22 protein-coding genes are annotated in these 26,506 nt (G+C 63.3%); 9 read left to right on the top strand and 13 right to left on the bottom strand.

The genetic code is table 11. The features are described from left to right. The first annotated feature begins 154 nt into the window (after positions 1 to 154). Entirely contained in the window at positions 155 to 1,501 is a 1,347-nt protein-coding gene (gene pbfA / locus ACXAHG_RS12430; RefSeq protein WP_475057727.1) for a (R)-1-hydroxy-2-aminoethylphosphonate ammonia-lyase, read from the top strand. Between the two features lie 272 nt (positions 1,502 to 1,773). On the opposite strand, the gene ACXAHG_RS12425 is transcribed toward pbfA, so the two are convergent. Continuing rightward, positions 1,774 to 2,892, bottom strand: a complete 1,119-nt coding sequence (locus tag ACXAHG_RS12425; protein WP_475045386.1) for a trypsin-like peptidase domain-containing protein — start codon at positions 2,890 to 2,892, stop codon at positions 1,774 to 1,776. A gap of 135 nt (positions 2,893 to 3,027) precedes the next feature. Between ACXAHG_RS12425 and ACXAHG_RS12420 the strand changes: the two genes are divergently transcribed. Beyond that, complete coding sequence (locus ACXAHG_RS12420; RefSeq protein ID WP_475057725.1) at positions 3,028 to 3,699, top strand: winged helix-turn-helix domain-containing protein; 672 nt, start codon at positions 3,028 to 3,030, stop codon at positions 3,697 to 3,699. Beyond that, complete coding sequence (locus tag ACXAHG_RS12415; protein WP_475057722.1) at positions 3,689 to 5,053, top strand: sensor histidine kinase; 1,365 nt, start codon at positions 3,689 to 3,691, stop codon at positions 5,051 to 5,053. The genes ACXAHG_RS12420 and ACXAHG_RS12415 overlap by 11 nt, the downstream gene beginning before the upstream one ends. On the opposite strand, the gene pdxR is transcribed toward ACXAHG_RS12415, so the two are convergent. Further along, positions 5,050 to 6,540 carry a MocR-like pyridoxine biosynthesis transcription factor PdxR gene (gene pdxR, locus ACXAHG_RS12410; protein WP_475057719.1) on the bottom strand — a complete coding sequence of 497 codons (1,491 nt, stop codon included), beginning with the start codon at positions 6,538 to 6,540 and terminating at the stop codon, positions 5,050 to 5,052. The genes ACXAHG_RS12415 and pdxR overlap by 4 nt on opposite strands. A 124-nt stretch (positions 6,541 to 6,664) precedes the next feature. Here pdxR and ACXAHG_RS12405 point away from each other — a divergent pair, with 124 nt between their 5' ends. Beyond that, entirely contained in the window at positions 6,665 to 7,999 is a 1,335-nt protein-coding gene (locus ACXAHG_RS12405; RefSeq protein ID WP_475057716.1) for a uroporphyrinogen decarboxylase family protein, read from the top strand. Between the two features lie 180 nt (positions 8,000 to 8,179). Here ACXAHG_RS12405 and guaD read toward each other — a convergent pair whose 3' ends face one another. The 5 genes from guaD to xdhA form a co-directional block, all read right to left on the bottom strand. Next, a complete protein-coding gene (gene guaD, locus ACXAHG_RS12400) occupies positions 8,180 to 9,484 on the bottom strand; it encodes a guanine deaminase (protein WP_475057713.1) in 1,305 nt (434 codons plus the stop codon). Positions 9,485 to 9,558: 74 nt separating this feature from the next. Continuing rightward, a complete protein-coding gene (locus ACXAHG_RS12395) occupies positions 9,559 to 11,154 on the bottom strand; it encodes a xanthine/uracil/vitamin C permease (protein ID WP_475057710.1) in 1,596 nt (531 codons plus the stop codon). 31 nt (positions 11,155 to 11,185) lie between these two features. Then, positions 11,186 to 12,079 carry a xanthine dehydrogenase accessory protein XdhC gene (gene xdhC, locus ACXAHG_RS12390; protein WP_475057707.1) on the bottom strand — a complete coding sequence of 298 codons (894 nt, stop codon included), beginning with the start codon at positions 12,077 to 12,079 and terminating at the stop codon, positions 11,186 to 11,188. A 3-nt stretch (positions 12,080 to 12,082) separates the two neighbouring features. After that, complete coding sequence (gene xdhB / locus ACXAHG_RS12385; protein ID WP_475057704.1) at positions 12,083 to 14,401, bottom strand: xanthine dehydrogenase molybdopterin binding subunit; 2,319 nt, start codon at positions 14,399 to 14,401, stop codon at positions 12,083 to 12,085. 12 nt (positions 14,402 to 14,413) lie between these two features. Further along, positions 14,414 to 15,877 (bottom strand): xanthine dehydrogenase small subunit, encoded by a 1,464-nt coding sequence (gene xdhA, locus ACXAHG_RS12380; protein WP_475057702.1) that lies wholly within the window; start codon positions 15,875 to 15,877, stop codon positions 14,414 to 14,416. A 206-nt stretch (positions 15,878 to 16,083) separates the two neighbouring features. Between xdhA and ACXAHG_RS12375 the strand changes: the two genes are divergently transcribed. Then, positions 16,084 to 17,001, top strand: a complete 918-nt coding sequence (locus ACXAHG_RS12375) for a LysR family transcriptional regulator (protein ID WP_475057699.1) — start codon at positions 16,084 to 16,086, stop codon at positions 16,999 to 17,001. Positions 17,002 to 17,005: 4 nt separating this feature from the next. Here the strand turns inward: ACXAHG_RS12375 and ACXAHG_RS12370 are convergent, their stop codons facing one another. Both ACXAHG_RS12370 and ACXAHG_RS12365 read right to left on the bottom strand, forming a co-directional pair. Continuing rightward, positions 17,006 to 17,224, bottom strand: coding sequence for a DUF6500 family protein (locus ACXAHG_RS12370; protein ID WP_475057696.1), 219 nt, complete (start codon positions 17,222 to 17,224; stop codon positions 17,006 to 17,008). 140 nt (positions 17,225 to 17,364) lie between these two features. Continuing rightward, the gene (locus tag ACXAHG_RS12365) at positions 17,365 to 18,624 is read right to left on the bottom strand and encodes a urate hydroxylase PuuD (protein ID WP_475057693.1); all 1,260 of its coding nucleotides are present in this window, start codon (positions 18,622 to 18,624) and stop codon (positions 17,365 to 17,367) included. Positions 18,625 to 18,728: 104 nt separating this feature from the next. Here ACXAHG_RS12365 and ACXAHG_RS12360 point away from each other — a divergent pair, with 104 nt between their 5' ends. Then, positions 18,729 to 19,637, top strand: coding sequence for a LysR family transcriptional regulator (locus ACXAHG_RS12360; protein ID WP_475057690.1), 909 nt, complete (start codon positions 18,729 to 18,731; stop codon positions 19,635 to 19,637). Between the two features lie 79 nt (positions 19,638 to 19,716). Here the strand turns inward: ACXAHG_RS12360 and uraH are convergent, their stop codons facing one another. Then, complete coding sequence (uraH, locus tag ACXAHG_RS12355; RefSeq protein WP_027233834.1) at positions 19,717 to 20,073, bottom strand: hydroxyisourate hydrolase; 357 nt, start codon at positions 20,071 to 20,073, stop codon at positions 19,717 to 19,719. Between the two features lie 149 nt (positions 20,074 to 20,222). On the opposite strand from uraH, the gene puuE reads away from it, so the two are divergent. The 3 genes from puuE to ACXAHG_RS12340 all read left to right on the top strand — a co-directional run bounded on the left by puuE (position 20,223) and on the right by ACXAHG_RS12340 (position 23,634). Then, entirely contained in the window at positions 20,223 to 21,638 is a 1,416-nt protein-coding gene (gene puuE, locus ACXAHG_RS12350) for an allantoinase PuuE (protein WP_475057687.1), read from the top strand. Continuing rightward, entirely contained in the window at positions 21,635 to 22,126 is a 492-nt protein-coding gene (locus tag ACXAHG_RS12345) for an ureidoglycolate lyase (protein WP_475057684.1), read from the top strand. The genes puuE and ACXAHG_RS12345 overlap by 4 nt, the downstream gene beginning before the upstream one ends. A gap of 71 nt (positions 22,127 to 22,197) precedes the next feature. Then, positions 22,198 to 23,634: a uracil-xanthine permease family protein gene (locus ACXAHG_RS12340; RefSeq protein WP_475057681.1), complete on the top strand. Its 1,437-nt coding sequence runs from the start codon at positions 22,198 to 22,200 to the stop codon at positions 23,632 to 23,634. 64 nt (positions 23,635 to 23,698) lie between these two features. Here ACXAHG_RS12340 and ACXAHG_RS12335 read toward each other — a convergent pair whose 3' ends face one another. The 3 genes from ACXAHG_RS12335 to bhcC form a co-directional block, all read right to left on the bottom strand. Further along, entirely contained in the window at positions 23,699 to 24,199 is a 501-nt protein-coding gene (locus ACXAHG_RS12335) for an AmiS/UreI family transporter (RefSeq protein WP_475057678.1), read from the bottom strand. 105 nt (positions 24,200 to 24,304) lie between these two features. Beyond that, positions 24,305 to 25,270, bottom strand: a complete 966-nt coding sequence (gene bhcD, locus ACXAHG_RS12330) for an iminosuccinate reductase BhcD (protein ID WP_475057676.1) — start codon at positions 25,268 to 25,270, stop codon at positions 24,305 to 24,307. Between the two features lie 72 nt (positions 25,271 to 25,342). Then, on the bottom strand, positions 25,343 to 26,506 hold the full coding sequence (gene bhcC / locus ACXAHG_RS12325; protein ID WP_475057673.1) for a 3-hydroxy-D-aspartate aldolase BhcC: 1,164 nt from the start codon (positions 26,504 to 26,506) through the stop codon (positions 25,343 to 25,345).

The raw sequence follows: 26,506 nt of genomic DNA, 5'->3' as shown, positions 1-26,506 counted from the left end.
AAGGAAGGCGTCATCGAGGCCATGAAATTCTTCACAAACGTCAAGACATACTCCCTCCCCTGGCCGGAGTAAAACACGCCACAGGGGGGACAGCTCCGCCCGGCCCCGGCCCTTTTGACGTTTCCCTTTTAACCCCCTCGAACGGAGGCGGCACATGCTTGTCCATACGGAAGGTGAATCCAACACCTCGGAGGCCCGCAAGGCCTGGCTGAAAAAATCCATCGGCCCCAATTCCGCGCCGCTGCTGGAGCGGGACGCGGGGGTCTTCCTGCATCAGAGCCTGTCCAGCCCCTGCGTCAGCACCATTGCCAAGGCCGAAGGCATCTGGATTGAGGATAGGGACGGCCGCCGCTTCATGGATTTCCACGGCAATTCGGTGCATCACCTGGGCTATGGCCACCCCAGGCTGGTCGCGGCCATCAAGCAGCAGCTGGATGACCTGCCGTTTGCGCCGCGCCGGTTTACAAATGAACCAGCGGTGGAACTGGCCGAGAAACTGGCGGCGATCACTCCCGGCGATCTGGGCAAGACTCTTTTCACCACCGGCGGCTCCGACGCCAATGAGGTGGCGCTGAAAATCGCCCGCGCCGCCACCGGGCGGTTCAAGACCCTCAGCTTCTGGGATGCGTTTCACGGCGCGGGCTTTGGCGCTGCCTCGGTCGGGGGGGAGGCCACCTTCCGCAGCCATATCGCAGGCCCCTTGCTGCCGGGAACCGAGCATGTGGCGCCGTTCAGCCACTCGGACTGCGCTTATGGCCGCAAGTCGCTGGAAGCCAGCGCCGAGGCTTGCGCGCGGATGATCGACTATGTTCTGGGGCGCGACGGCGACTATTGCGCCTTCATTGCTGAAGCGATGCGGGCGGTCCCGAATGTGCCGCCGCCGGGGTTCTGGAAGTCGGTGCGCGAGATTTGCGACCGCCATGGTGTGCTCTTGATCCTGGATGAAATCCCCACCGGGCTGGGCAAGACCGGGCAGATGTTCTCCTTCCAGCATGACGGGATCGTGCCGGACATGGTGACGCTGGGCAAATCGCTGGGCGGCGGCATCCTGCCCATCGCTGCCTGTGTGGCGCGGCGCGATCTGGATGTGTGCGGGGATTTTGCCATCGGCCATTACACGCATGAGAAAAACCCGGTCACCGCCCGCGCAGCCTTGACGACGCTTCAAATCATTGAAGAAGAGGGGCTGGTGGAGCGCGCGGCGGAACTTGGCAGCTATGCCGTGGCCAGGCTGCGGGAACAGCTGGCTGGTGTGCCGGCGGTTGCTGATATCCGGGGCCGCGGTCTTATGTTCGGGGTCGAGATTACGGGCGGCAGTGAAGACCGGTCAGAGGCACACCAGCGCGCTGAACAGATATACTATGCTTGCCTGGACGCGGGCCTCAGCTTCAAGATCAGCCAGGGCAATGTCCTGACCCTGTCACCGCCGCTGACGATTTCGCGGGCTGACCTGACCCGGGCGCTGGATATCGTGACCGCTGCGGTCAAGGCTGTTCGGTAGCGTGCCGGCACAGCTGTCAGACAAAAGGCGCAGGACAAGAACGCAAAGATTCTGAAGCCTGGCACATGCGGTATGGCGCTGTTCTGGAGTGCAATGCCGCCGGCTCCCGCCCGGTCCAAGGGGAAAGATGCGCGCGCGCAGGTTTCTCCCCTTGAATGGTATCTGGTCCGGCCAAGGCCCGGCGGGGACACTCCGCACCCGCTGGAGGGGAAGAGCCTTGGCCGTCCCAATCCCGGCCTGAAACCAGGCTGGGATTTTCTGGTGTGCGGCGGTCAGGCGTCCTGGCCGGACCGGTCGCCCAGCTCTGCGTTCAGGCTCAGTTCCTTGCCTTTTCGCAGGACTTCGATCTGTGACAGCTCTCCCGGCGCGGTCACCGCAACGGCGGCCGTAAGATCCCGCATCTCAGCGATTTCCTTGCCGCCGAAGCGCAGCACGACATCGCCTGGTTTCAGCCCTGCTTCCGCCGCCGGGCTGTCTGCAACAACACTTTCGATCACCACACCCTTGCCCGCGTCCCGGCCCAGCACGTTGGCCGCGTCTTCCGACAGCGGCTTGATCTGCACACCCAGCCAGCCGCGGGCAATCTCGCCGTCGTCTTCCAGGTCGGCGACGATTTTCTGCACCATGTCGGAGGGCACCGCGAAACCGATCCCGACTGAGCCGCCGCCTGGCGAGTAGATCATGGTGTTGACGCCGACGACCTCGCCCTCGGCATTGAACAGGGGTCCGCCGGAATTGCCCTTGTTGATCGCCGCGTCGGTCTGGATGAAGTCGTCAAAGGGGCCTGAGTTGATATTGCGCGAGGTGGCCGAGACGATGCCGGAGGTCACAGTGCCTGCCAGGCCAAAGGGGCTGCCCATGGCAAGCACCTCGTCGCCCACCCTCAATGCGCCGGAGGAGCCGAATTCAACTGCGGTCAGCGGCGCGTCCGCCTCAATCCTCAGCAGCGCTATATCGGTCAGCGGGTCGGCACCGATCACGGTGGCCTCATGCTTGCTGCCGTCGGCCAGGGTGACCGAGACGGTCTGCGCATCGTCGATCACATGGTGGTTGGTGACGATCAGCCCGTCCTCGGCAATCACAAAACCAGAGCCTGCGCCCTTGACCGGGCGGTCATGATCAAACTGGGGGATGCGCCCGCCAAAACGGCGCATGAATTCTTCCATGAACTTGTCGTTCGGCATGGCTTGGCGGCCGGCAGCAGGCTGCGCCTTGCCGGTAACCTCGACAAAGACAACGGCCGGTGAAATGGCCTCGACCAGATCGGCATAGCCGCCGGCGGGCACCGCCAGCGCAGGCGCAGGGGCCAGGGGGAACATGGCAGCTGCCGAGGCAGCGGCGGTGAGGGCAAAGGCCAACCGTTTGGGAGCGTGGGTTCCGGGCATCTTCATTTCCTTGCGTTCGAAGTGATGCAAGGCAAATGGCAGGCCCGGATTTCAATGTCCTGACGCGTTCTATACAGATCTGTAATGTGTGCCCGGGTTCATTCCCGTGTAATTCAGGCAGGCAGCAAAGCGAGGGAAACCGTGAAGATCCTGGTGATAGAAGACGACGCCACCACCGGTCCTTACGTGGCTGCGGGACTGCGCGAGGAAGGCCACACGGCCGATCTTGTCACCGATGGCCGCGACGGGCTGCTGCAGGCAACCGCCGCTGATTACGACGTGCTGGTCGTCGACCGGATGCTGCCAAGCCTCGACGGGCTGAGCCTGATCAAGACCCTGCGCGGCGCCGGGGTGCGGACCCCTGCCATCATGCTGACGGCGCTGAGCGGGGTGAACGACCGCATCGAGGGGCTGGAAGCGGGTGCAGATGATTATCTCGTCAAACCTTTTGCCTTTGGCGAATTGTCTGCCCGGGTGGCGGCACTGGCCCGGCGCCCCGGTCTTCAAACGCAGGAAACGGTGCTGCGCGCGGGCGGGCTGGAAATGGACTTGATCCGCCGCAGGGTCACCCGCGATGGCCAGGAAATTGACCTGCTGCCGCGGGAGTTCCGGCTGCTGGAGCATTTGCTGCGCCGCAAAGGCCGGGTTCAGACCCGTACCATGCTGCTGGAAGCCGTGTGGGACATCAGCTTTGATCCGCAGACAAATGTGGTAGAGACGCATATCTCCCGGCTGCGGGCCAAGGTGGACAAGCCTTTCTCCGGAGGTTTGATCGAAACCGTGCGCGGAGCGGGGTACCGGATTGCCGAATGACCTGAAGACCCGCGTGCGGGCGCTGCTGCGCTCCTCGCCAGTGCGGCAGTCGCTGTGGCTGTCGCTGCTGTTCGCGGCTGCCAGCTCGCTCAGTCTCGGCATTACTTATTACGTGGCGCATGGGGCGCAGCGGCAGGCGATCGAGGAAAGCCTGACCCAGGACATGGCGGGCTTTCGCGCGACGCCTTCCGCCGCAGCGCTGGCAGCGCTTGTGAATGCGGAAACCGCCGAGACTGACCCGCAGCGCCGCCTGCTGAGCTACCGCCGCCCGGGCGGGCGCGTTGTTGCGGGCAATGCTGCCATCATGCAGCAGCAAACAGGTTTCCGGGTTGTGGTACTGGGGCAGCAGCCGGTTGAAATCACCGGCCGCTTCATTTCACTCAGCGACTATATCCACGGCGGGCTGCTGACAGTGGCACAAAGCGCCAAGCCGCTGGACGACCTGCGCCAGACATATCTGCGGGTGGTTCTCTTCGGGCTGCTGCCGGCCATCGTCATTGCCGTGCTGGGCGGCGTTCTGCTGGCGCGCCGGTCGGCCCGGGCGCTGGCAGGAATTGAGCAGGCTTTGTCCGCTCTGACTTCGGGTGATCTCAGCGCCAGGGTGCCGCAATCGCAGCAGCGGCAAGGGGATCTTGCCCGCATCAGCCGCAGGGTGAACCGCATGGCGCAGGCGCAGCAGCAGTCCACCGAAGCGCTGCGGCAGGTTTCTGCAGATATCGCCCATGACCTGAAGACCCCGATCCAGCGGGTTGCGGTGCAGCTTGCCCGCTTGCAGGAGATGCCCGGCCTGCCGCAGGATGCACAGCTGATGGCGGATCAGGCGCTGGAAGAAACCCGCGGCATGACCCGCATCTTTCAGTCGCTTCTGCAGATCGCACAACTGGAGGGCGGCTCGCCCAGGTCCCGGTTCGAACCCGTGGATCTGAAAGAGATTGCCGCGACCTTTACCGAAATCTATGAGCCCGCAGCGGAGGAAGAAGGCCGCGAGCTCACTCTGAACCTGCCTGAAGAGGCGGCAATCGTTTCCGGCGACCGCGGCCTGCTCGGGCAGCTTCTGGCCAATCTGATTGAAAACGCCCTGCGCCACACCCCGCCCGGCACCGCCATTGGGGTGGCAGTGCGCCAGGAAGGCGGCTCGGCCATCCTGTCTGTGCGCGACCATGGCCCCGGCATCCCGCAAGGTGAGCATCAGAACGTGCTGCGCCGCCTCTACCGCCTGGAACAGAGCCGCACGACCCCGGGCAGCGGGCTTGGCCTGAGCCTGGTTGCCGCAATTGCAGAATTGCATGGTGCTGAGCTGACTCTCATAGATGCAGAGCCGGGCCTGAAGGCTGAGGTGGCCTTCTGTCTTTAGTCTCTGGTTGCCAGACCTTCCAAGACCCCAGCCAGCCGTTTCACAAGCCGCGGAATGATCCGCTCATCCACACCGGAGAACCCCAGCACCAGCGCGGCACGGCCCAACGGCTCAATGCAGTAGACCGAGATCGGCAGCGAGTCGATGCCCGCCTCCAGCAGCGCCTCATGCGCGGCCTGATCGCCGATCCCCGCCTTTAGCCAGGCCACCATATGCATCCCGGCATCAGTGCGCTGCGGCGCCAGGAATTCGCCGCAGTCGCGTGCCAGGCTCTCAAACAGCACATCCCGCCGGGTCCGGTACAGCCGGCGCATCTTGCGGATATGCTCGGTGAACCGCCCGTCCTCCATGAACCGCGCCATTGCTTCCTCCACCACGGCGGAGGAGTTCTGCCCCAGCAGGTTGCGCGCGGTGGCAAAGGTCTCGGTGAATTCCGGCGGCACCACCACATAGCCCAGCCGCATCGCCGCAAACATCGACTTGGAGAACGTGCCGACATAAAACACCCGCCGCGCGCTGTCCAAGGCGCTGAGTGCGGGCAGCGGCCGGCCGCGGTAACGGAACTCGCTGTCGTAGTCGTCCTCGATGATCCAGGCGTTGTTTTCCTGCGCGTAATTCAGCAGCGCCAGCCGCCGCCCCAGGCTCATGGTGGTGCCCAGCGGCTGCTGGTGCGACGGCGTGGTGAAGATCAAGGCCGGCTTGGCGTGCCGGCCGATTGCATGGTCCAGATCCAGTCCCTCGCCATCCACTGGCACCGGCGCCACATTGGCACCCATGATCTGCATCACGTCGCGGCCGGCGATATGGCCCGGGTTCTCGTACCAGACCGTATCTCCTTGGTTCAGCAGCACAAAAGCAATCAGCACAAAGGCCTGCTGCGCGCCGGAGGTGACGATCACCCGCTCCGCATCCACCTTCATGCCGCGCGCATCGGCCAGATGGCGGGCAATCGCCTCACGCAAGGCCGCATTGCCGTTGACCTGCCCGTAGCTGAGGCTGCGGCGCGCATCGCGGGCCATCGCCTCGGCCATGTATTTGTTCCACAGCTTCACCGGAAACTGATCCAGCGCCGGCACGCCGGGGCGGAACGGTGCCGTCTCGCCATAGCGCGCCACCGATTTTGACGCGGCAATGGTCCGCGCCCGGTCTGAGATCTCGATCCCCGGCGGCTTGTCCCGACGCCGCGGCGTGCGGACCTGCGGAAACGCCTCGGTGTCCAGCCCGTCCGCCACAAAGGTCCCCGCCCCGGTTTTCGCCTGGGCATAACCCTCGGCAATGATCTGTTCATAGACGTTCTTCACCGTGATCCGCGAAATCCCCAGCTCCTGCGCCAGCTCGCGGGTCGAGGGCAGCTTTTGCCCCGGCGCCAGCGACCCGTCCAGGATCAGCCGCCGCAGCGAGGCATCCAGCTGCCGGTAAATCGGCACCGAAGAGTCGCGTTCAATTGTGAAACCTTGCAGCAGCGCACCGCCGGGGGATTTGGGCATGGCTCAAAGTGGGTCTATGATTGGATCAATAGCGGGTATAGTTGATGTGCCCACTCTTGGATAGCCTTATTCCCAACCGGCGCGTTCCGCGCGCCACGGGTTCACCAAGGTTCGAGGCCGATCCATGACCAGAATTGAAGATTACGCATTCCCCAAAGGGCTGGACCTTTTGCGCGCCTGGCAGGCGGGCGACGCTGAAGCCAAGGCAGAAATGACACGGGTGTTCGACGCCGCCATCGCCGGCGACTTCGACGCCAATTTCGGGCAAAAGGCCGACCCGGGTCGCGTCAACAGCGTGGCCTCGGTCCACATGCTGGCGCTGGCGGTGCTGAATGATCTCTACGGTATCGAAACCCGCGAGTATTATCACGAGGACCCCTACCGCTATGTCCGCGCCAACCTTGCGGTCAGCCGCCTGCTGGGGGTGAATAAATTCTACATCACCTGGGCGCTCTATGCCTGGTCCTGCGAGCCGCTGGGCCAGACTATGATGTACCCGGACAAATACCCGCCGGGCGCCGACCCCGACGACATGCTGATCAACAAGGACAACTGGCGCAACCTCAAGACCCCGGATTTCACCACCGGCGTGCCCCTGGCGATCACCAAGATCCTGCGGGTGCATGAGGAATTGACCGGCCTGCCGCCGCTCTTGCAGATCACTGCGCCCTACAGCCTCGCCGCCGATATCTATGGGCAGGAGCCGCTCTTGGGCGATGTGGTGAACGACCCTGACAAGGTGAACGCGCTGCTCGACCACCTGGGCGACACGGTGCTGGGCCCCTGGATGGACCATCACATTGCCACCTTCCCGAACGGCTGGATCGAGCTGTCGGATGCTTCCGGCTCGCCCTTCTTCATCGGCCCGGAAAACTGCAAGAACATGTCGATCCGCTCGATCCGCCACATGCTGCGGGACAAGCCTTATGCGGACCGTGTGTTCGACAACAACTATCGCGGCGACCACGTGGCGCTGGCCAAAAAGAAAGACCGCCGCTCCCGCCGCCGCGGCGGCACCGAGACGGCGGCCGCGGCCGCGCCCGAGCTGGCGCCATCGGAAAACCCGGCGCTGCTGGAGCTGACCGACGCCAAGGTCAGCGCCAACCCGGTCTTCATCATGCGGCTGGCCGCGGACAACGTCGATATCTCGTTCTATGAGGACCAGGCGATCAAACGCAACATGCCGCTGACCTCGGGCATCGGCTCGCCGCAGATCGACCGCAACAGCATCGAGGATCTGGAGGCCACCAAGGCCGAAACCCGCGAAATGGCGCGGTCGCATGTGGCGGCGATCCGCAATGTCTGCGCGAATGTGGACCTGCCCGAGGACAACCACGTCAGCCAGGCCTGGCCAAGCCACATCTATTTCGAGGACGTCAACCTGCACACGCAGTTCGACCTGGTCGAGATCATCCTGGAAGAGGTCTACAACTCAGACCCGATCCAGTTCAAAGCCTGAAGGTTTCACTCCCCCGCCGGGTCTCCTCTGTCTGGCGCAATTGACCGGCCCCTGGGCCGGTCTTTTTTTGGGGGGGCACAGCTTCACAGGCGGGCGGAACCGGAATTCTGCAAGAATTCCGGCCATGAAAAATTGAATTTTTCATAGCCGTTTTCCGCGCCGGAAAACGGCACTCCGTTCCTATGCCGCCGGTTTCATAGGCCGGCCTGCGGCATAGGTCTGCGCGATGGAACGGTCGTCGCCCAGTGTCTGCAGGATGAACAGCTCTTCAGACAGGGTTTCGGCGCGTTGCATTCGCAGGTCCATCGCGTGGGTGGCGCGGGAGTCCAGCACCACGATATCGGCCTCGGTTCCAGCCTCCAGCGTGCCGATCTTATCCTCCAGCCCCAGCGCCACAGCATTGCCGCGGGTGATCCAGTGGAAAGCGCGCAAGGGGTGCAGCTTCTGGTTTTGCAATTGCAGCACCTTGTAGCCCTCGTTCAGGGTCTGCAGCATCGAATAGCTGGTGCCGGCGCCAATATCGGTGGCAATCGCATTGGTGATGCCGCGGCTGCGCAGGCCGGCATCGTCAAACAATCCGCTGCCCAGGAACAGGTTGGAGGTCGGGCAGAACACCGGCTTGGCCTTGGTCTCGGCCAGCGCGTCAATCTCGCGCGGCTGAAGGTGGATTGAGTGGCCCAGCAGCATCTTCTCGGTCAGCAGCCCATAGGACTGGTAGACATCCAGATAATCCTGCGCCTGCGGGTAAAGCTCGGCGGTAAAGGCGATCTCGTCGTGGTTTTCCGACAGGTGGGTCTGGACGTAGCACTCCGGGTGTTCCTTCACCAAGGCCCCCGCTATTTCCATCTGATCCGGGGTCGAGGTGATGGCGAAGCGCGGCGTCACGGCATACATGCCGCGGCCCTTGCCGTGGTATTTCGCAATCAGCTCCTTGGTGTCGTCATAGCCGCTGACAGGTGTGTCCAAAAGGCCCTCGGGCGCGTTGCGGTCCATCAGCACCTTGCCGCCGATCATCCGCATGTTGCGGCGGGCGGCCTCCTCAAAATAGGCCTCGGCCGAGGTCTTGTGGACCGAACAATAGGCCACCGCGGTGGTGGTGCCGTGGCTGGTCAGAAGGTCAAAGAAATGCTCGGCCATCCCGGCGCTGTGGCCCGCGTCGGCAAAACGGACCTCCTCGGGGAAGGTATAGTTGTTCAGCCACTCCAGCAGCTGCGAGCCCCAGGAGGCGATCACCTGAACCTGCGGGAAATGCAGATGGGTGTCGATGAAGCCGGCCATCAGGATGTTCGGGCGGTGGTCGATCACCTCGGCCCCGGCCGCCTGCGCCGAGACGCTGTCATAGCTGCCCTTGGCCAGGATCATGCCGTCCGCGACCAGCAGCGCGCCGTCCTCGATGAACTCATAGGCGCTGGTGTCCTGGGGGTCTTGCGGCTCGGCGGTGAAGCTCAGCACCCGCCCGCGCAGCAGCGTCTGTTTCGATGTCATGTCTCTTTATGTCCTTGTTCACTGGCAAGGGGCGGACCACCGCCCCCTGCCCTGGTTCGTGAGTGGTTTTGGCTTTACTCGCCTGCCGGCAGATGCGGCACGTGGGGCTTGGCAGCGTCCTCTTCGGTTTCCTCATGCTCATCCGCCTTGTGGAAGATCGGGTAGATGAACAGGAAGCCGGCCGCGATCAGGTAGCCAAGCGCGATGCCGCTGAACTCCGGCCAATGCAGGCTGGCAGAGTGGATCACGCCCACCAGCGCCATGGCTGCCGCCGCCAGGGCAAAGCCGCCCGCGTTGCGGAAGTCGCCGTCGATCACGCTGGCCACGATGGCGCCCCAGATCAGCCCGGTCAGGATCGCACCCTGACTCAGCGCCAGATGGCCCTCATAGTGCGCGCCCTGCTGCAGCAGCGCCGCTGTCAGCTCCGGATCGCCCAGCTGGGCCATGCCGGTGGCACCCAATGCGCCCAATGCGCCCGCCAGCGCGCCCCATTTCACCACCAGGAAGGCGGAGACATGCGGCATCATCGCAATGGTCACAGCGGCGATATGGTCGGTCTTCACCGAATGCGCGGTATTGGTCACCAGGCTCAGCGCCACAAACACCAGCACCGGCGCGGCAGCGGCCACGGGGATCAGGTTGTTGAGGAACGCCAGGAGGCCAAAGAAGGCGGCGAAGGGGATCACCAGGCCAACGCCAATGATATAGCCCGAACGCGCGCCCATCCGCTTATAGGCCGGGTGGCCGATGTAGGCGGTGGTCGGGAAGGGAGAGCCGAAGACCGCACCGATCATGGTGCCGACGCCATCAGTCACCTGGCAGACGCCGACCGGGTAATGGTCGCCCGCAGCTTCGGCGCTTTCAACGTTGTTCATGGTTTCGATGAAGTTGTAGATCTGCACCGGCACCAGGACCAGGAACAGCTCCGGGTTGGCAAACAGATGCTGGATACCGGCAATCAGATCGCCAAAGTAGGGGATCGGCAGATAGACACCGACGCCATCGAACGAGACCGAAGCCTTGCCCATGCCAAGCGCCACAACGGTACCCACGATCAGCGCCAGAAGGCCTGCCGGAATGTTGAACGGCAGCCGGTGGCGGCCCACCAGGCCCCACAGGATGATGATCATCGAGGCAAAGCCGATGAACGGATCCTCAAAAATCGTCGCCAGCGGCACGGTGCCGATGAACACCAGCGCAATACCGCACAGCGTGCCCAGCATACCGGCGCGCGGGGTCACCCGCTTCAGCCAGGGGCCGACGATCGCGCCCATCGCGGCGACGATACCGCCCATGAAGCCCGCGCCGATGCCCACCTGCCAGGCCAGCATCGCGTCATTGGTGGACCAGTAGATCGGCCCGATCACGCCGAACAGATAGACGAACATCACCGGGGTCGAGATGCCATAGGGCAGCGCGGTCACGTCGCGCCCCTCTTTCTCGGCGATATGCTTGGCCATCCAGGTGTAGACCGCAATACCGGCCAGAATCGCCACTGCGGCGCCGGGCACGATGCGGCCGAACACGATATCGGCAGGCATGTTGAAGACAAACTGACAGATGCCGGAAAGCACGATCAGGTTGATCAGGTTGTCTGTGAACAGCGCCCAGAATGCACTGAAGTCATTCCGCGCGAACAGTTTGTACGTATAGCTCCGCCCTGTGGTCATGGCGGCCTCCTCCTATCAGAGGACGCAGTCCTTACCGGCTGTTTGCTCCAGCCGTGTCTCCCTCTGCGTCCGGTTGGCTGCCCGGTTCGGGCAGGTCAATGCTCCGTGCTGGAGCGGACGCGGCAGGTTCATAGGTCAGATCAGCAATCACTTCCGCTGCCACAAAGGCCGCGATGACGCTGGGCCGCTTGTCGCGGCTACCGCTTGCCCCGATGGGGCAGATGAGACGGTCCGTTCCCAGACCGTCGCAATGGTCCCGGCACCAGCGGCGGAATTTCTCCCGCTTGGTGGCCGATCCGATCAGCCCGACATAGCCCGCATCGCCGCGCTGCAAGGCAGCGGAAGCCAACAGGAAGTCGAGCGCATGATCATGGGTGAGAACGATGAACGCACTGCCTGCAGGGGCGGTGGCTATGTCGATCTCGGGAATTGCACTTTGGCGGATCTCCACATCCGCGTGGCACAAGGCCAGCTCTTCGGCGCGCTGGTCGATCAGGATGCAGCGCACCGGCATATGCTGGAACAGATCCGCCAGGGCGCGGCCCACGTGGCCCGCGCCCATCACATAGACATGCGGCAGCGCCTGTTCCTCGGCCTGCTGCGCGGCAATGGCGTCCTCGCGGCCGGCCTGGCGCATCTGCGCCAGCGACATCTCCACCCGGCCGCCGCAGCACTGGCCGATCTCCGGCCCCAGCGGCACGTCCAGCGTGTCGCTGATTACACCCTGCTTCAGCATCCGCCGGGCGTGATCAATGGCGATGTATTCCAGCTGGCCGCCGCCAATGGTGCCCCACAGGCCTTCTGCCGCCACAAACATGCAGGTGCCGGCTTCGCGCGGGGAGGATCCGCGAACGCGGGTCAGCGCGACCTGCACCACACGGCTGTGGCTGGCCAGAAAGTCCTGGAGGGAGAGGCGGCGGGCCATGGGTCAGCCCTGCCCTTTGAGGGTTTCGATCGCCATCAGCACGCGCTCCGGCGTGGCCGGCGCATCCAGACGGGGGCAGACCTTGTAATCCGCGGTGCTGGCAACAGCCATCGACAGCGCCTCAAACACCGAGATGCCCAGCATGAAGGGCGGCTCGCCCACGGCCTTGGACCGCTTGATGGTGCGCTTCTTGTTCACCGACCATTCGGCCAACTGCGTGTTGAAGATGCGCGGCCGGTCAGAGGCCAGCGGGATCTTGTAGGTCGAGGGCGCATGGGTGCGAAGGCGGCCCTCGCCGTCCCACCACAGCTCCTCGGTGGTGAGCCACCCCATGCCCTGGATGAACGCGCCCTCAACCTGGCCCTTGTCCAGGACCGGGTTCAGCGAGCGGCCCACGTCATGCAGGATGTCGGTGCGCTCCACCCGGTACTCACCGGTCAGCGTGTCGACAGAGACTTCCGAGCAGGACGCGCCATAGGCGTAGTAGAAGAAGGGCTGGCCCTTGCCTGCCGCGCGGTCCCAGTGGATTTCCGGCGTCTTGTAGAAGCCCGCTGCGGACAGGTGGACGCGCGCCATATAGGCCTGTTTCACCAGTGTGTCGAAAGGAATTACCTCGCCCCCGACTCGCACACGGTTGGGCAGGAATTCGACTTCCGCCTCAGAGACCTCGTACTTCTCCGCCGCGAATTTGGTCAGCCGGGCAATGATCTGCTCCGCCGCATCCAGTGCCGCCATGCCATTGAGGTCCGACCCGGACGAGGCCGCGGTGGCCGAGGTGTTCGGCACCTTCTCCGTCGTGGTCTTGGTGATCTTGATACGCTCGAAATCCACCTGGAAGGCATCGGCCACCACCTGCGCCACCTTGGTGTTGAGGCCCTGCCCCATCTCGGTGCCGCCGTGGTTCAGGTGGATCGAGCCGTCGTTATAGACATGGATCAGCGACCCAGCCTGATTGTACCAGGTCGCGGTAAAGGAGATGCCGAATTTAACCGGGGTCAGGGCAATGCCCTTCTTGATGATCTTCGACTCTTTGTTGAAGGCGATGATCTCTTCCCGGCGCTTGCGGTACTCAGCGTTCTCTTCAAGCTCCCCAATCAGCCGGTCGAGGATATTGTCCTCCACCTTCTGATGATAGGGCGTCAGGTCGCGGCCCTCTTCGCCATAGAAATTGGCCTTGCGCACATCCAGCGGGTCCTTGCCCAGGGCATAGGCGATCTCCTCGATCATCCGCTCCGCCGCGACCACACCCTGCGGGCCGCCAAAGCCGCGGAAGGCGGTGTTGGAGACGGTGTTGGTCTTCATCGGCCGGCTTTTCAGCAGCACGTTCGGGTAGAAATAAGCGTTATCCGCATGGAACAGCGCCCGGTCGGTGACCGGCCCTGACAGGTCCGAGGAATAGCCGCAGCGCGCGGCAAAGCCGCCCTCGACCGCCTGGATGCGGCCCTCGCCGTCAAAGGCCACGTCATAGTCGATTACAAAATCATGGCGTTTGCCGGTGGCTGTCATGTCCTGATCGCGGTCCGGGCGGATCTTCACGGGCCGGTTGTGCTTCTTCGCGGCAATGGCAGCCACCGCGCAGAACAGGTTCATCTGGCTTTCCTTGCCGCCAAAGCCGCCGCCCATCCGGCGCACGTTGACCGTGACCGCGTTGTTCGCCACGCCAAGAACATGCGCCACCATATGCTGCGCCTCGCTCGGGTGCTGGGTGGAGCAATGCACGGTGACATCCTCGTCTTCGCCGGGAATGGCAAAGGCGATGTGGCTTTCCAGATACATGTGGTCCTGACCGCCAACGGTCATCTGCGCCTGGATACGGTGCGGGGCGTCTTTGCGGCCCGCCTCCACATCGCCGCGCTCCAGCTTCAGCGGGTCGGTGATCATCGGATAGCCGGCCTCCTGCGCCTGGACCGGGTCCAGCGCGTGCGGCAGCACCTCGTAATCCACCTGCGCCAGTTCAGCGGCACGGCGGGCGGCATCGCGGGTCTCGGCGATCACCGCAAACATCGGCTGGCCGTGAAACTCAACCTTCTCCGTCGGGAACACCGGCTCGTCATGCTTGCCTGTGGGGCTGATGTCGTTGACGCCGGGAATGTCATCGGCGGTCAGCACATCCACCACGCCGGGCGCGGCGCGCACGGCACTGAGGTCGATGCCCTTGATATTGGCGTGCGCCACGGTCGACACACCCAGGTAGGCGTGCAGCGTGCCATAGGGCTCCGCGATGTCGTCGGTGTATTCGGCGCGGCCGGTGACGTGTTTGATGGCACTGTCGTGCTGGCGGTCATGATGCACGGCGCCGCTGATGGTCTGATGGTCTTTCATCGCAAATCCTCCTCAGGCGACTGCCAGCCGGACGTCACCGGCGGTTCCCGCATCATGTTCCAGGTAGAAGCGGCGCAGCAGGTTGCTGGCCGTCAGCGCGCGGTACTGGGCCGAGGCGCGCCAGTCGCTGAGCGGGGTAAAGTCCTGCTTCACCGCTTCGGCCGCTGCGTCAAACGCGGCCTCGCCCCAGGGCTGGCCCACCAGCGCGGCCTCGGCACCGGCCGCGCGCTTGGGCGTTGCCGCCATGCCGCCGAAGGCGATGCGTGCAGAAGCAATCACGCCATCCTTCACGGTGACACTGACCCCGGCGGCGACCGAGGAGATATCCTCATCCCGGCGCTTGGAAATCTTATAGGCGGCATCAATCTGCCCCGCCGCCGGCCGCGGGATACGGATCGAGGCCACAAAGTCGCCCGGCTCACGGTCCTGTTTGCCGTAGTCGATAAAGAACTCTTCCAGCGCCAGGGTGCGCGACCCGCCCTTCTTCTGCAGCGTCACCTCGGCACCCAGCGAGATCAGCACCGGCGGCGTGTCCCCGATGGGGGAGCCGTTGGCGATATTGCCGCCGATGGTGCCCATGTTGCGCACCTGCCAGCCGGCGATGCGGTCCCAGTAGGCGCTCAGATGCGGAAAGGCATCGCGGATCGCCGCTTCGCTTTCGGTATAGGTGACGCCGGCACCGATGGTCAGCGCCTCGTCCGTCAGCTCAACCGCCTTCAGCTCCTCCAGGTGGGCAACAAACACCACCGGAGAGATCGGCTTCATGAACTTGGTGACCCACAGGCCCACATCGGTGGAGCCTGCAACGATGGTCGCCTTGGGGTTCTCTGCAAGCACCTCTGCCAGATCCGCCGCATTCAGCGGCAGGATGGCGCGGTCCTCCTCAGGGCCGGTCACGACGCGGGCCTCAGGCTGGATTGCCTTCAGCTTGGCGGTCAGGCCGTCGCGTTCGGTGGTCAGGTAATCATTGGCCGGGGTGCCGTACTGGTTCACCGCCAGGGCGGCCTTCACGATCGGCTCATAGCCGGTGCAGCGGCACAGGTTGCCCTGAACGGCGGTTTCCACCTCAGCCTCGTTCGGCTGCGGGTTTTCCATCCACAGCGCATAGAGCGACATCACAAAACCGGGGGTGCAGAAGCCGCACTGGCTGCCGTGGTATTCGACCATCGCCTGCTGTACCGGGTGCAGCCGCCCGTTCGGGCCGGACAGATGCTCCACCGTCACCACGTGGCAGCCATTCAGCGATGCCAGGAAACGGATGCAGGCGTTCACCGCCTCATAGCGCAGCGCGCCATTATGCAGACGGCCCACCAGCACGGTGCAGGCGCCGCAGTCGCCCTCGGCGCAGCCTTCCTTGGTGCCGGTCAGCCGCTGCTCCAGCCGCAGGAAATCCAACAGGGTGGTGGTCGCCTTCACGTCTTCCAGCACAATGTCCTTGCCGTTCAGAAGAAAGCGTATGCCGGTTTGATGTGCCATAGGGCCTCCCGAATGTCTCTTGGGCCGAGCTGGCCCGCTTATGTCATTTTTACCCTGTCTGACTGCCACGGTTAACGGCTGCAATCGCGAAAGGCTTTCAACACCCTGTTGAAAATGGTTAGGCTAAAAGGTGCCGAACCGGTGCGTTTGCCAACCTTAGCACAGAAGGGCAGACGGCAGATGCGCCCCGTAAAGGTCTGAGAGCCATGTCTTATCTGGATTCCCTGCGTGTCTTCATTCGTGTCGTTGAACTGGGCAGCATCACCTCCGGCGGGCGGGATCTGCGGCTGACTCCGGCGGTGGCCAGCAAGCGGATCAAGGAGCTTGAAAAGCACCTTGGCGTGCGTCTGTTCAACCGCACCACGAGATCGCTGACCCCGACAGAGGTCGGGCAGCTGTTTTATGCCGAGGCCAAGAAGGTGCTCGAATCGATTGAGGACGCCGAGGCGGTGGTCTCGCAGTTCTCCGAAGCGCCGCGCGGGGTGATCCGGGTGACTGCGCCGCTGGGTGTCGGCCGCCGCATCATTGCGCCGCTGGTGCCGGGGTTCGTCGAGGAGTATCCCGCCACCGAAATCCGGATGCGGATGTCGGACCGCAAGGTCGACATCCTGGCAGACGGCCTGGACGTGGCGTTCTTCATCGGCACCCCGCATGACTCCACCCTCAAGATGCGCAAGATCGCGGACTGCACCCGCGTTCTGTGTGCCGCGCCAGAGTATCTGGCGCGCCACGGCACCCCGCAGCTGCCGGAGGATTTGCTAACCGGCCACAACTGCCTGCTGCTGCGCTATCCGCGTTCGCCGGAGTATTTCTGGACGCTGACCACGCCGGAAGGCCCGCGCAAGCTGGAGGTTTCGGGGAAGTACGACGCTGACGACAGCGACGTGCTGACCAATTGGGCGCTGGACGGGCGCGGCATCGTCAACAAGCCGCGGTTCGACGTTGCCGCGCATCTGCAGAGCGGCGCCCTGGTGGAGGTGCTGCCGGACACCCCGCCCGAGGCAACCATCTTCGGCTGCCTCTACCCGCACCGGAAACTGCAGGATCCCAAGATCAGGCTCTTTGTGGATTATGCAGTGAAACACGGGCTCGCCGCATTCCGGCGCAGCGAGGCTGGCGGCTAAGCCGTTACACTCCGGCGGCGATCATGTCGCGGATCTTCCGGGCCTTCTCGAAATGGTCCAGCTCGTGCGTCTGGATCCACCATGTTGCCGCTTCCATCAGCAGCGCCGGGTCGTCGTTCTTGTTACGAAAAAACGCATAGAACGACAGGCCGGTCCCCTCACCCTTTTGCGCGATCTTCTTGTCGCAGATGGCAATAGCAGTCTGTCGAAGGCTTTGTCGCATAGGGATCCTGTCTCGCTAAAATACGCAGTGCTATGCACCGGGGGGTGCACAGGGGGTGTACGCGTGGTGCACGCCCGGTGCCACGAAAAATGGCCCCGCCACGGGGGCGGGGCCATTGGGATTGTCAGCTCTGAAGTGGCTCAGTTGGAAGCCAGCGCAAACGGCAGATCCTTGGAGGCGCTGCCGTACCAGCGGCGGATCAGGGCGCGCTCTTCGTCCTCCATATAGGTGACGTTGGCGGGCGGCATCGCGTGGGTGGCACCGGACTGGAGGTAGATCTCCTTGGCGTATTTCGCCACATCCGCCGGGGTCTCCAGCAGCACGTTCTTGGGCGCGCGGCGGATGCCGTCATAGTAGGGCTCCCGCGCGTGGCACATGGCGCAGCGGCCCGGCACCACATTCATCACATCCTCGAAATGCTGATTGCTGGCAAACACTTGCTCGGATTTGGTCAGCTCCCGCGCCTCGGACTCTTCGTAGGTGTCCTGCTGCAGCGGCGCCTGGCTCAGGATCATCACGCCGATAAACAGGATGGCGGTCACCGGCCAGGTCCAGGTCGGATTGCTGGTGCCCGCGTGATTGCTGTTGAAGTAATGGCGGATGGTCACGCCCATCAGGAACACTAGCGCCGCAATGAGCCAGTTGTACTCGGTGGCAAAAGCCAGCGGGTAGTGGTTGGACAGCATCAGGAACACCACCGGCAGCGTCAGGTAGTTGTTATGGGTCGAGCGCAGCTTGGCGATCTTGCCGTATTTGGCGTCCGGCGTGCGGCCTTCCTGCAGGTCCTTCACCACGATGCGCTGGTTCGGCATGATGATGAAAAAAACGTTTGCCGTCATGATGGTAGCCGTAAAGGCACCCAGGTGCAGCATCACCGCGCGGCCGGTGAAGATCTGGTTGTACCCCCAGCCCATGGCGACCAGCAGCACAAACAGCAGCACCATCAGGAAGGTCGGCTTTTCCCCCAGCGGCGATTTGCACAGGAAGTCATAGACGATCCAGCCGATGGTCAGCGACGCGCCGGAAATCAGGATGCCCTGCCACAGGGCCAAATCGGCCTTGCTGGAGTCGATCAGGTAAAGCTCCCCGCCCGCCCAGTAGACGATCATCAAGAGCCCCGCCCCCGACAGCCAGGTGGCGTAGCTTTCCCATTTGAACCAGATCAAGTGATCCGGCATGTTTTCCGGTGCCACCAGGTATTTCTGGATGTGGTAAAAACCGCCGCCATGGACCTGCCATTCCTCACCATGCGCGCCGACCGGCAGATGCGGAACTTTCCGCAGGCCAAGGTCCAGCGCGACGAAGTAGAAGGACGATCCGATCCAGGCAATGGCGGTGATGACATGAAGCCAGCGGACCGCAAAGCCCAGCCAGTCCCACATGATCACGAGCTCTTCCATTGTTCTCTCCTCATAAGCTTTGACCCGAGACTAGAGCATGGCGTTATTTTCATGTATTAGGTAAAAAATCCAAGCTGTTTCAAAATAACACAAAGAATACGTGAATGGCCTATCTCGACAACATCCGCACCTTTGTCCGTGTCTATGAACTTGGCAACATGTCTGCTGCGGCGCGCGACATGCGGATCTCGGCGGCGGTTGCGTCGTCGCGGATTTCACAGCTGGAGGATCACCTGAACGTGCGGCTGTTCCAGCGCACCACCCGGCTGCTCAACCCGACCGAGCAGGGCAATCTGTTCTACCACGGCGCGGTCAAGATTCTGGAAGCAGTGGATGAGGCCGAGGCCGATATCAGCAGCGTGACGCAAACGCCCCGCGGCACGCTGTATGTGGCCGCACCTCTCGGACTGGGTCAGCGGCTGATTGCGCCGGCGGTTCCGAAGTTCAAGGAAGCCTATCCGCTGATCTCGATCCGGCTGCGGCTGTCGGACCGTAAGCTGGACCTGGCGGCTGAGGGGCTGGATGCGGCGTTTTTCCTCGGCGTGCCGGAGGATTCAAACCTGCGCATCCGCAAGATCGCCGATTGCCCGCGGGTGCTGTGCGCGGCGCCGCAGTACATTCGGGAGCGCGGCCAGCCGAAGAACAGCGAGGAGCTGAAGACAGAGGCGCATGACTGCCTGAACCTGCGCTATCCCGGCGCGCCGGAGTTCCAATGGCCGCTGCGCAGCCAGGACGGGGTCAAGCGGGTGACTGTCACCGGACCGTTTGAATCCGACCACGGCGACGTGCTGACCAGCTGGGCGCTGGACGGCCACGGCATCATCCTGAAACCGGTGTTTGAGATTTCGGAGCACCTTGCTTCCGGCCGGCTGGTGCCGGTTCTGGCAGAGGAGCCGCCGATCCCGATCCAGATGGCTTGCCTCTATGTCCACCGCCGCCACCAGGACCCCAAGGTGCGGCTGTTCATGGATTTCATGGTAGACCATATCCAGGCCTCCCTCCCCTCAGAATGAAAAAGCCCGCCCCAGTTTCCTGAGGCGGGAACCGCCGGCAGATGCCAAGCGGGAGGAGAGGTAACTTGGGGAGGGCGGCTCAGCTGCCGCGGTAGGTGGAATAGCCGTAGGGCGACAGCAAGAGCGGCACATGGTAGTGGCTGTCAGCCTCGCTCATGCCGAAGCGGAGCGGCACCTCGTCCAGGAACAGCGGATCAGCGCCTGCCTGGCCCGTGGCGCGCAGATAGCCGCCCGCGTGGAACACCAGCTCATAGGTGCCGGTGGCGAACTCGCCCGCTGGCAGGATCTGTTCGTCGGTGCGCCCGTCGTCATTGGTGGTCAGGCTGCGCAGATGGATGCGCTCTTTGCCTTCGATCCGGTAGAGATCAATCTTCAGCCCTTCCGCCGGGCAGCCGCGGGCGGTGTCCAGCACATGGGTGGTCAGAAATCCGGCCATTTCAGCCTCCTATCTATTCCGTTTCCCTAGGTATGCGCGCATCAGGCCAATGCATACAGAAGGAAGAGTCAAAAAGTTCTTTCAAAAATATACTGAAAGCCGAAGCGGATTATCTGTTCTATACATAATAAAAAGACAGGAGACCTGACGTGACGCGCTATCCTCGTGACTTGCGCGGATACGGTGCTTCCGCACCCGACCCGCAGTGGCCCTATGGGGCCAAAGCCGCCGTGCAATTTGTTCTAAACTATGAAGAAGGCGGCGAGAACTGCATCCTGCATGGGGATGCGGCCTCGGAAGCTTTCTTGTCCGACATTCCCGGTGCCGCGCAATGGCCCGGCCAGCGCCATTGGAACATGGAGTCGATCTATGAATACGGGTCGCGTGCCGGCTTCTGGCGGCTGCACCGGCTGTTCACCGGCGCCAGCATTCCGCTGACCATTTATGGCGTCGCCAGTGCCCTGGCCCGAAGCCCTGAGCAAGTGCAGGCGATGAAGGACGCGGACTGGGAGATCGCCAGCCACGGCCTGAAATGGGTCGAGCACAAGGACATGGCGGAGGAAGAAGAGCGCGCCGCGATTGCCGAAGCCGTGCGCCTGCACACCGAAGTGACCGGCACCCGCCCGCGCGGCTGGTACACCGGGCGCTGCAGCGCCAACACGGTGCGGCTGGTGGCCGAGGAAGGCGGATTTGACTACGTCTCCGACACTTACGACGACGACCTGCCCTATTGGCTGGAGACCGGCGGCGGTGATCAGCTGATCATTCCCTACACGCTGGAAGCCAATGACATGCGGTTCGCCAATTCGCCAGGCTGGATCACCGGCGAGCATTTCTTCCAGTATCTGAAGGATGCCTTTGACGTGATCTATGCTGAGGGCGAGGCAGGTGCCGCGAAGATGATGACCATCGGCCTGCACTGCCGTCTGGTGGGCCGTCCAGGCAAAATCGCGGGGCTCAAGCGGTTCATCGACTATATTCAGGGTTTTGAGGGCGTCTGGTGCCCGCGCCGCATCGACATTGCGGAACATTGGGCGGAAATCCACCCGCCGGTGAAGCGCGAGCGCCCCAGCCAAATGGAGCGCGAGGCGTTTGTCGCCAAGTTCGGGTCGATCTTCGAGCATTCGCCCTGGATCGCCGACCGTGCCTTTGATCTGGAGCTGGGGCCCGCGCATGACTGCGCCGCCGGCGTCCACAATGCGCTGTGCCGGATCTTCCGGACCGCCAGCGAGGACGAGCGCCTGGGCGTGCTGACTGCGCACCCGGATCTGGCGGGCAAGCTGGCCGCTGCTGGCCGTCTGACAGCCGAAAGCACCTCCGAACAATCGAGCGCTGGCCTCGACATGCTGACTGATGAGGAGCGCGAGACCTTTACCCGGCTCAACACCGAGTATGTGGAGAAGCACGGCTTCCCCTTCATCATCGCGGTGCGTGATCACAACAAGGCGTCGATCATGGAGGCGTTCCACCGGCGTATCCACAATGACCGGGCGACCGAGTTCGACGAGGCCTGCCGCCAGGTCGAGCGCATCGCCCAGTTCCGGCTGCAGGACCTGCTGCCGTGAGCGGGCGGCTGACAGCAAAACCGCTGACCGCAGCGGCATTTGCACCCTATGGCGATGTGATCGAGGTCTCGGGCACACCCGACAAGATGATCAATCAGGGCATGTGCGGCCGTCACCACGACCGCGCGGCTCTGGATTTCGGCCCGGACGGACGGGCCGGCATCAGCCTGTTTGACGCCAAGGCCCGCCATCTTCCGCACAAGGTGGACATGGTAGAGCGCCATCCGGAGGGCAGCCAGGCCTTTGTGCCGGTCAGCGGCGTGCCGATGCTGGTGGTGGTGGCGGATGACGACGGCGGCGTGCCGGCCAACCTGCAGGCCTTTATCAGCCAGCCGGGCCAGTCCATCAACCTGCACCGGGGCACCTGGCACGGGGTGCTCGCCCCCCTTGGCGCGCCCGGCCAATACATCGTTGTCGACCGGATCGGCACCTCGCCCAATCTCGAAGAACACTGGTTCAAGGAGCCTTTTACCGTGGTCGCTGACTGACCGCACACCTCGAAGCCGCCAACAAAAACAAGAAGCGGCAAGATCCCCATGACCAACAGGAGATTCCCTTCATGGCTGACACTTCCATCGGGACGCCAGCGCAGCTGCGCGACCCCAATTACACGCCGCCCTTGCACAAGGCGGTGCCGCTGGGAATCCAGCATGTGCTGGCGATGTTCGTTTCAAACGTGACCCCCGCCATCATCGTGGCAGGCGCCGCCGGTTTCGGTTTCGGTTCCAACTCGCCGGATTTCCCGGAGCTGCTCTACCTGATCCAGATGTCGATGCTGTTTGCAGGTGTTGCCACCCTGCTGCAGACCATCACCGTGGGACCGGTCGGCGCAGCGCTGCCGATCGTGCAGGGCACCTCATTTGCCTTCCTGCCGATCATGATCCCGCTGGTTGCGGGCAAGGGCGTGGACGGTCTGGCTGCGCTGTTCACCGGCGTCATTGTCGGCGGTATTTTCCACGGGCTGCTCGGCACGGTGATCGGAAAGATCCGCTTTGCCCTGCCGCCGCTGGTCACAGGCCTGGTGGTCACCATGATCGGTCTGGCGCTGGTCAAGGTCGGCATCCAGTACGCTGCTGGCGGTGTTCCCGCTATAGGGACGCCGGAATACGGCTCCCTGCTGAACTGGTCCGCGGCGCTGGTGGTGATCTTCGTGACCCTTGGCCTCAAATTCTTCACCAAAGGAATGCTGTCGGTCTCTGCCGTCCTTTTGGGCCTGATCGTCGGCTATATCTATGCGCTGATGACCGGCATGCTGACCTTTGAAGCTGTTTCCGGATCCTGGGAGCGGGCCGCGGCCTTTGCCCTGCCGCAGCCGTTCAAATACGGAGTGGAGTTCTCTGCCGCCGCGATCATCGGCTTCTGCCTGATGAGCTTTGTCTCAGCCGTGGAAACCGTCGGTGACGTCTCCGGTGTGACCAAGGGCGGCGCGGGCCGCGAAGCGACCGAGGAGGAGATCGCCGGTGCAACCTATGCCGATGGTGTGGGCACTGCTGTGGCGGGCTTCTTTGGTGCCTTCCCCAACACCTCCTTCAGCCAGAACGTTGGCCTGATTGCGATGACCGGGGTGATGAGCCGCCATGTGGTGACCTGCGGCGCCATCTTCCTGATCGTCTGCGGTCTGGTGCCCAAGGTGGGCGCGGTGATCCGCACTGTGCCGATCGAGGTGCTGGGCGGCGGTGTGATCGTGATGTTCGGCATGGTGGTTGCAGCCGGCGTGTCGATGCTGTCTGACGTAGACTGGAACCGCCGCAACATGGTGATCTTTGCGATCTCCCTGTCTATTGGCCTTGGCTTGCAGCTGGAACCTGGCGCGCTGCAGCACATGCCGGACACCGCGCGCATCCTGCTGACCAGCGGCTTGCTGCCCGCGGCGCTGATTGCCATCGTGCTGAACCTGGTGCTGCCGCAGGAACTGGCGGGTGAAGCCACCGAGGAAGTCTCTGGCGGAATGAGCGGCCATGGCAAAGGTTCGTTGCCGCATGAGGATCATGCCTGAAGCACGACGCGTCAGGTGAGCTGAAATTGAAGAACCGGCCCGCAATGGGCCGGTTCTTTTCGTTTCATCCGGCTACCCCGTGCAGAACCGCCAGTCCCGGCAGCCAGCCGGTGAAGATCCCACACAGGAGCGTTGCAATGGCAGTCAGCCGGGGGCTGCCGCGCCGGAGCGCGAGGTTCAGGAAATAAAGGAACCAGAGTCCGGACCAGGCGGCCCAGCATCCCGCCAGCCAGATATCGAACAGACCGTCTGCCTGCGCCAGCACCCGCAGCACCATCGGCGCGGCGGTCAGCGCCACAAAGCCGCTGAACCATCCCAACCCCTCGCCGCTGGAGGCAAAGGTGCGGTTGTAGGCAACCCACAGATAAGTGGTGCCGAACAGCAGCGTCATGCCTGCATCCAGCAGGTCCGCCGGCTGCTGCGCATCCAGCGCGATCAGCAGGACGACGGCAAAGAACACCAGTGCGGCAACAGCGTTGATCAGGATGATCTCGCGGTCCTGAACACGGCCCATTTGCCAGACGCTGTTCAGGCACAGCACCACGCCGACGACCAGCAGACTCAATCCCAAAACATTCCTTCGTCCCTCAATGAAAAACAGGAGAGAGGTGCACCTCTCTCCTGCTGCTCCGCTATGCGGATATTTACAGAATGTGTTTCTAGCCGGGGCTTAGAAATCGACCTCGATGGCGATGCCTTTTTCGACCGCAACTTCAACGACAGAAGCCGCGACGGCCAGGTCCTGCAGGCCGACGCCGGTGCCGTCGAACAGGGTGATCTGGTCGTCTGAGGTGCGGCCCGGGTTGTTGCCGTTGATGACCGCGCCGATCTGGGCCACATCAGATTCCTGGATCAGGCCCTGCGCCACGGCGTGCTGCGCCTCGCCGATGGTGATCGACTGCGCCACCTCGTCGGTGAACACCGAGGCTTTGACCAGCAGTTCGGCCTCGACCTCCTGCTTGCCCTTGGTATCGGTGCCCATGCAAGCGATATGGGTGCCGGGGCTGACGTGATTTGCCATCAGCGACGGTGCGAAGGCCGAGGTGATGGAGATGATCACATCCGCCTCAGCCATGCCGGGGAGGTCCACTGCTTCAAACGGTAGGCCTGCCTCGGCCGCGACCTTCTCGATGTTGGGCAGCATTTCCGGGTGGTAGTTCCAACCGATGACCTTTTCGAACCGGCGCTGCTCCAGTGCGGCGCGCAGCTGGAAGGTTGCCTGATGGCCCGCGCCGATCATGCCGATCACCTTGGCGTCCTGACGGGCCAGATGCTTGATCGACACCGAAGAGGCCGCGGCGGTGCGCAGCGCGGTCAAGAGGTTGCCGCCCACTATCGCCTTCACCTTGCCGGTGTCCGGGTCGAACAGGAAGACGGTGGACTGGTGGTTGATCAGCCCGCGCTTTTCCAGGTTGTTCGGCCAGTATCCCCCGGCCTTGAGGCCCAGAGTTAGGCCCGCGCGGTCAAAGCCGCCCTTGAAGCCGTAAAGCGCGTCCTCGTGGCCGATTGCCTCGCGCACGACGGGGAAGTTGTAGGCATCGCCTGCGGCCATCGCGGCAAAGACCTTCTCGACCGCATCGAACGAAGCTTCGCGGGTCACAAGATCCGCAATCGCCTTTTCCGGAACGATATACATGTCTGTTTCTCCTCAACAAAAAAGCCGGCGGAGGGCGGCATGCGCACCTCCGCCAGTTCGGGGATCGTTTGCTTAGTAGGCCTTGCCGCGGGCCGAGACGGGCCAGACGGATTCGACCTTGCCGCCCCTGACGCCGACGTACCAGTCATGCACGTTGGCGGTCGGGTCGCAGTGGCCGGGCACCAGGCGCAGCTTGTCGCCCACTTTCAACGTGCCGTTCGGGTCAGCGACCACACCGTGCTCGTCGGAGCATTTGATGTATTCCACATCGTTGCGGCCAAAGATGAAGGGCAGGCCGCTATCCACGGATTGCGCCTTGAGGCCCGCGTCCACGATGGCCTTGTCGGCCTTGGCGTGGCTCATCACCTGGGTCAGCAGGAAGAAGGCATTTTCCCACTCGCCTTGGTCGATCCGGTTGCCGTCCTTGTCCAGGATACGGCCATAGTCCGCGTCCATGAAGGCGTAGGAGCCGCACTGCAGCTCGTTGTAAACGCCGGAGTTCGATTCGAAGTAGTAGGAGCCGGTGCCTCCGCCGGATACCAGCTCGCACGCGATGCCTTCGGCCTTCAGGCCCTCAACCGCATCGGCAACCTGGGCGATTGCGATGTCCAGCTTGGCCTTGCGGTCCTCGTAGCTGTCCATGTGCTGCATTGCACCCTGATAGGCCTGGATGCCAGAGAACTTGAGGTTTTCAGCCGCGTTCACTGCTTTGGCGATCTCAACCACAGCTTCGGTGGTGGTCACGCCGCAGCGGCCTGCGCCGCAGTCGATCTCGACGAACACTTCCAACTCGGTGCCGTGTTTCTGCGCTGCTGCCGACAGGTCGGCCACGTTGTCCAGATCATCGACGCAGACGATGGTGCGGGCACCCAGTTTGGGCAGGCGGGCCAGGCGGTCGATTTTCTGCGGGTCGCGCACTTGGTTGGAGACCAGCACGTCCTTGATGCCGCCGCGGGCAAACACCTCGGCTTCGGACACCTTCTGGCAGCAGACGCCAACGGCGCCGCCCAAGGTCTCCTGCAGCTTGGCCACATCCACCGACTTGTGCATCTTGCCGTGCACCCGGTGGCGCATGCCATGCGCCTTGGCGTAATCGCCCATCTTTTTGATGTTGCGCTCCAGCGCGTCCAGGTCGAGGACCAGCGCCGGGGTCTGGATGTCAGCCTCGTCCATGCCCGGGATTGCCGGGACGTCATAGCCGACTTCAAGCTCTTCGAATTTGGTCTGTGCGTTCAT

It is taken from the genome of Leisingera sp. ABD4_442 (assembly GCF_056160905.1).
This window is presented reverse-complemented; position numbering and strand designations above follow the sequence as displayed.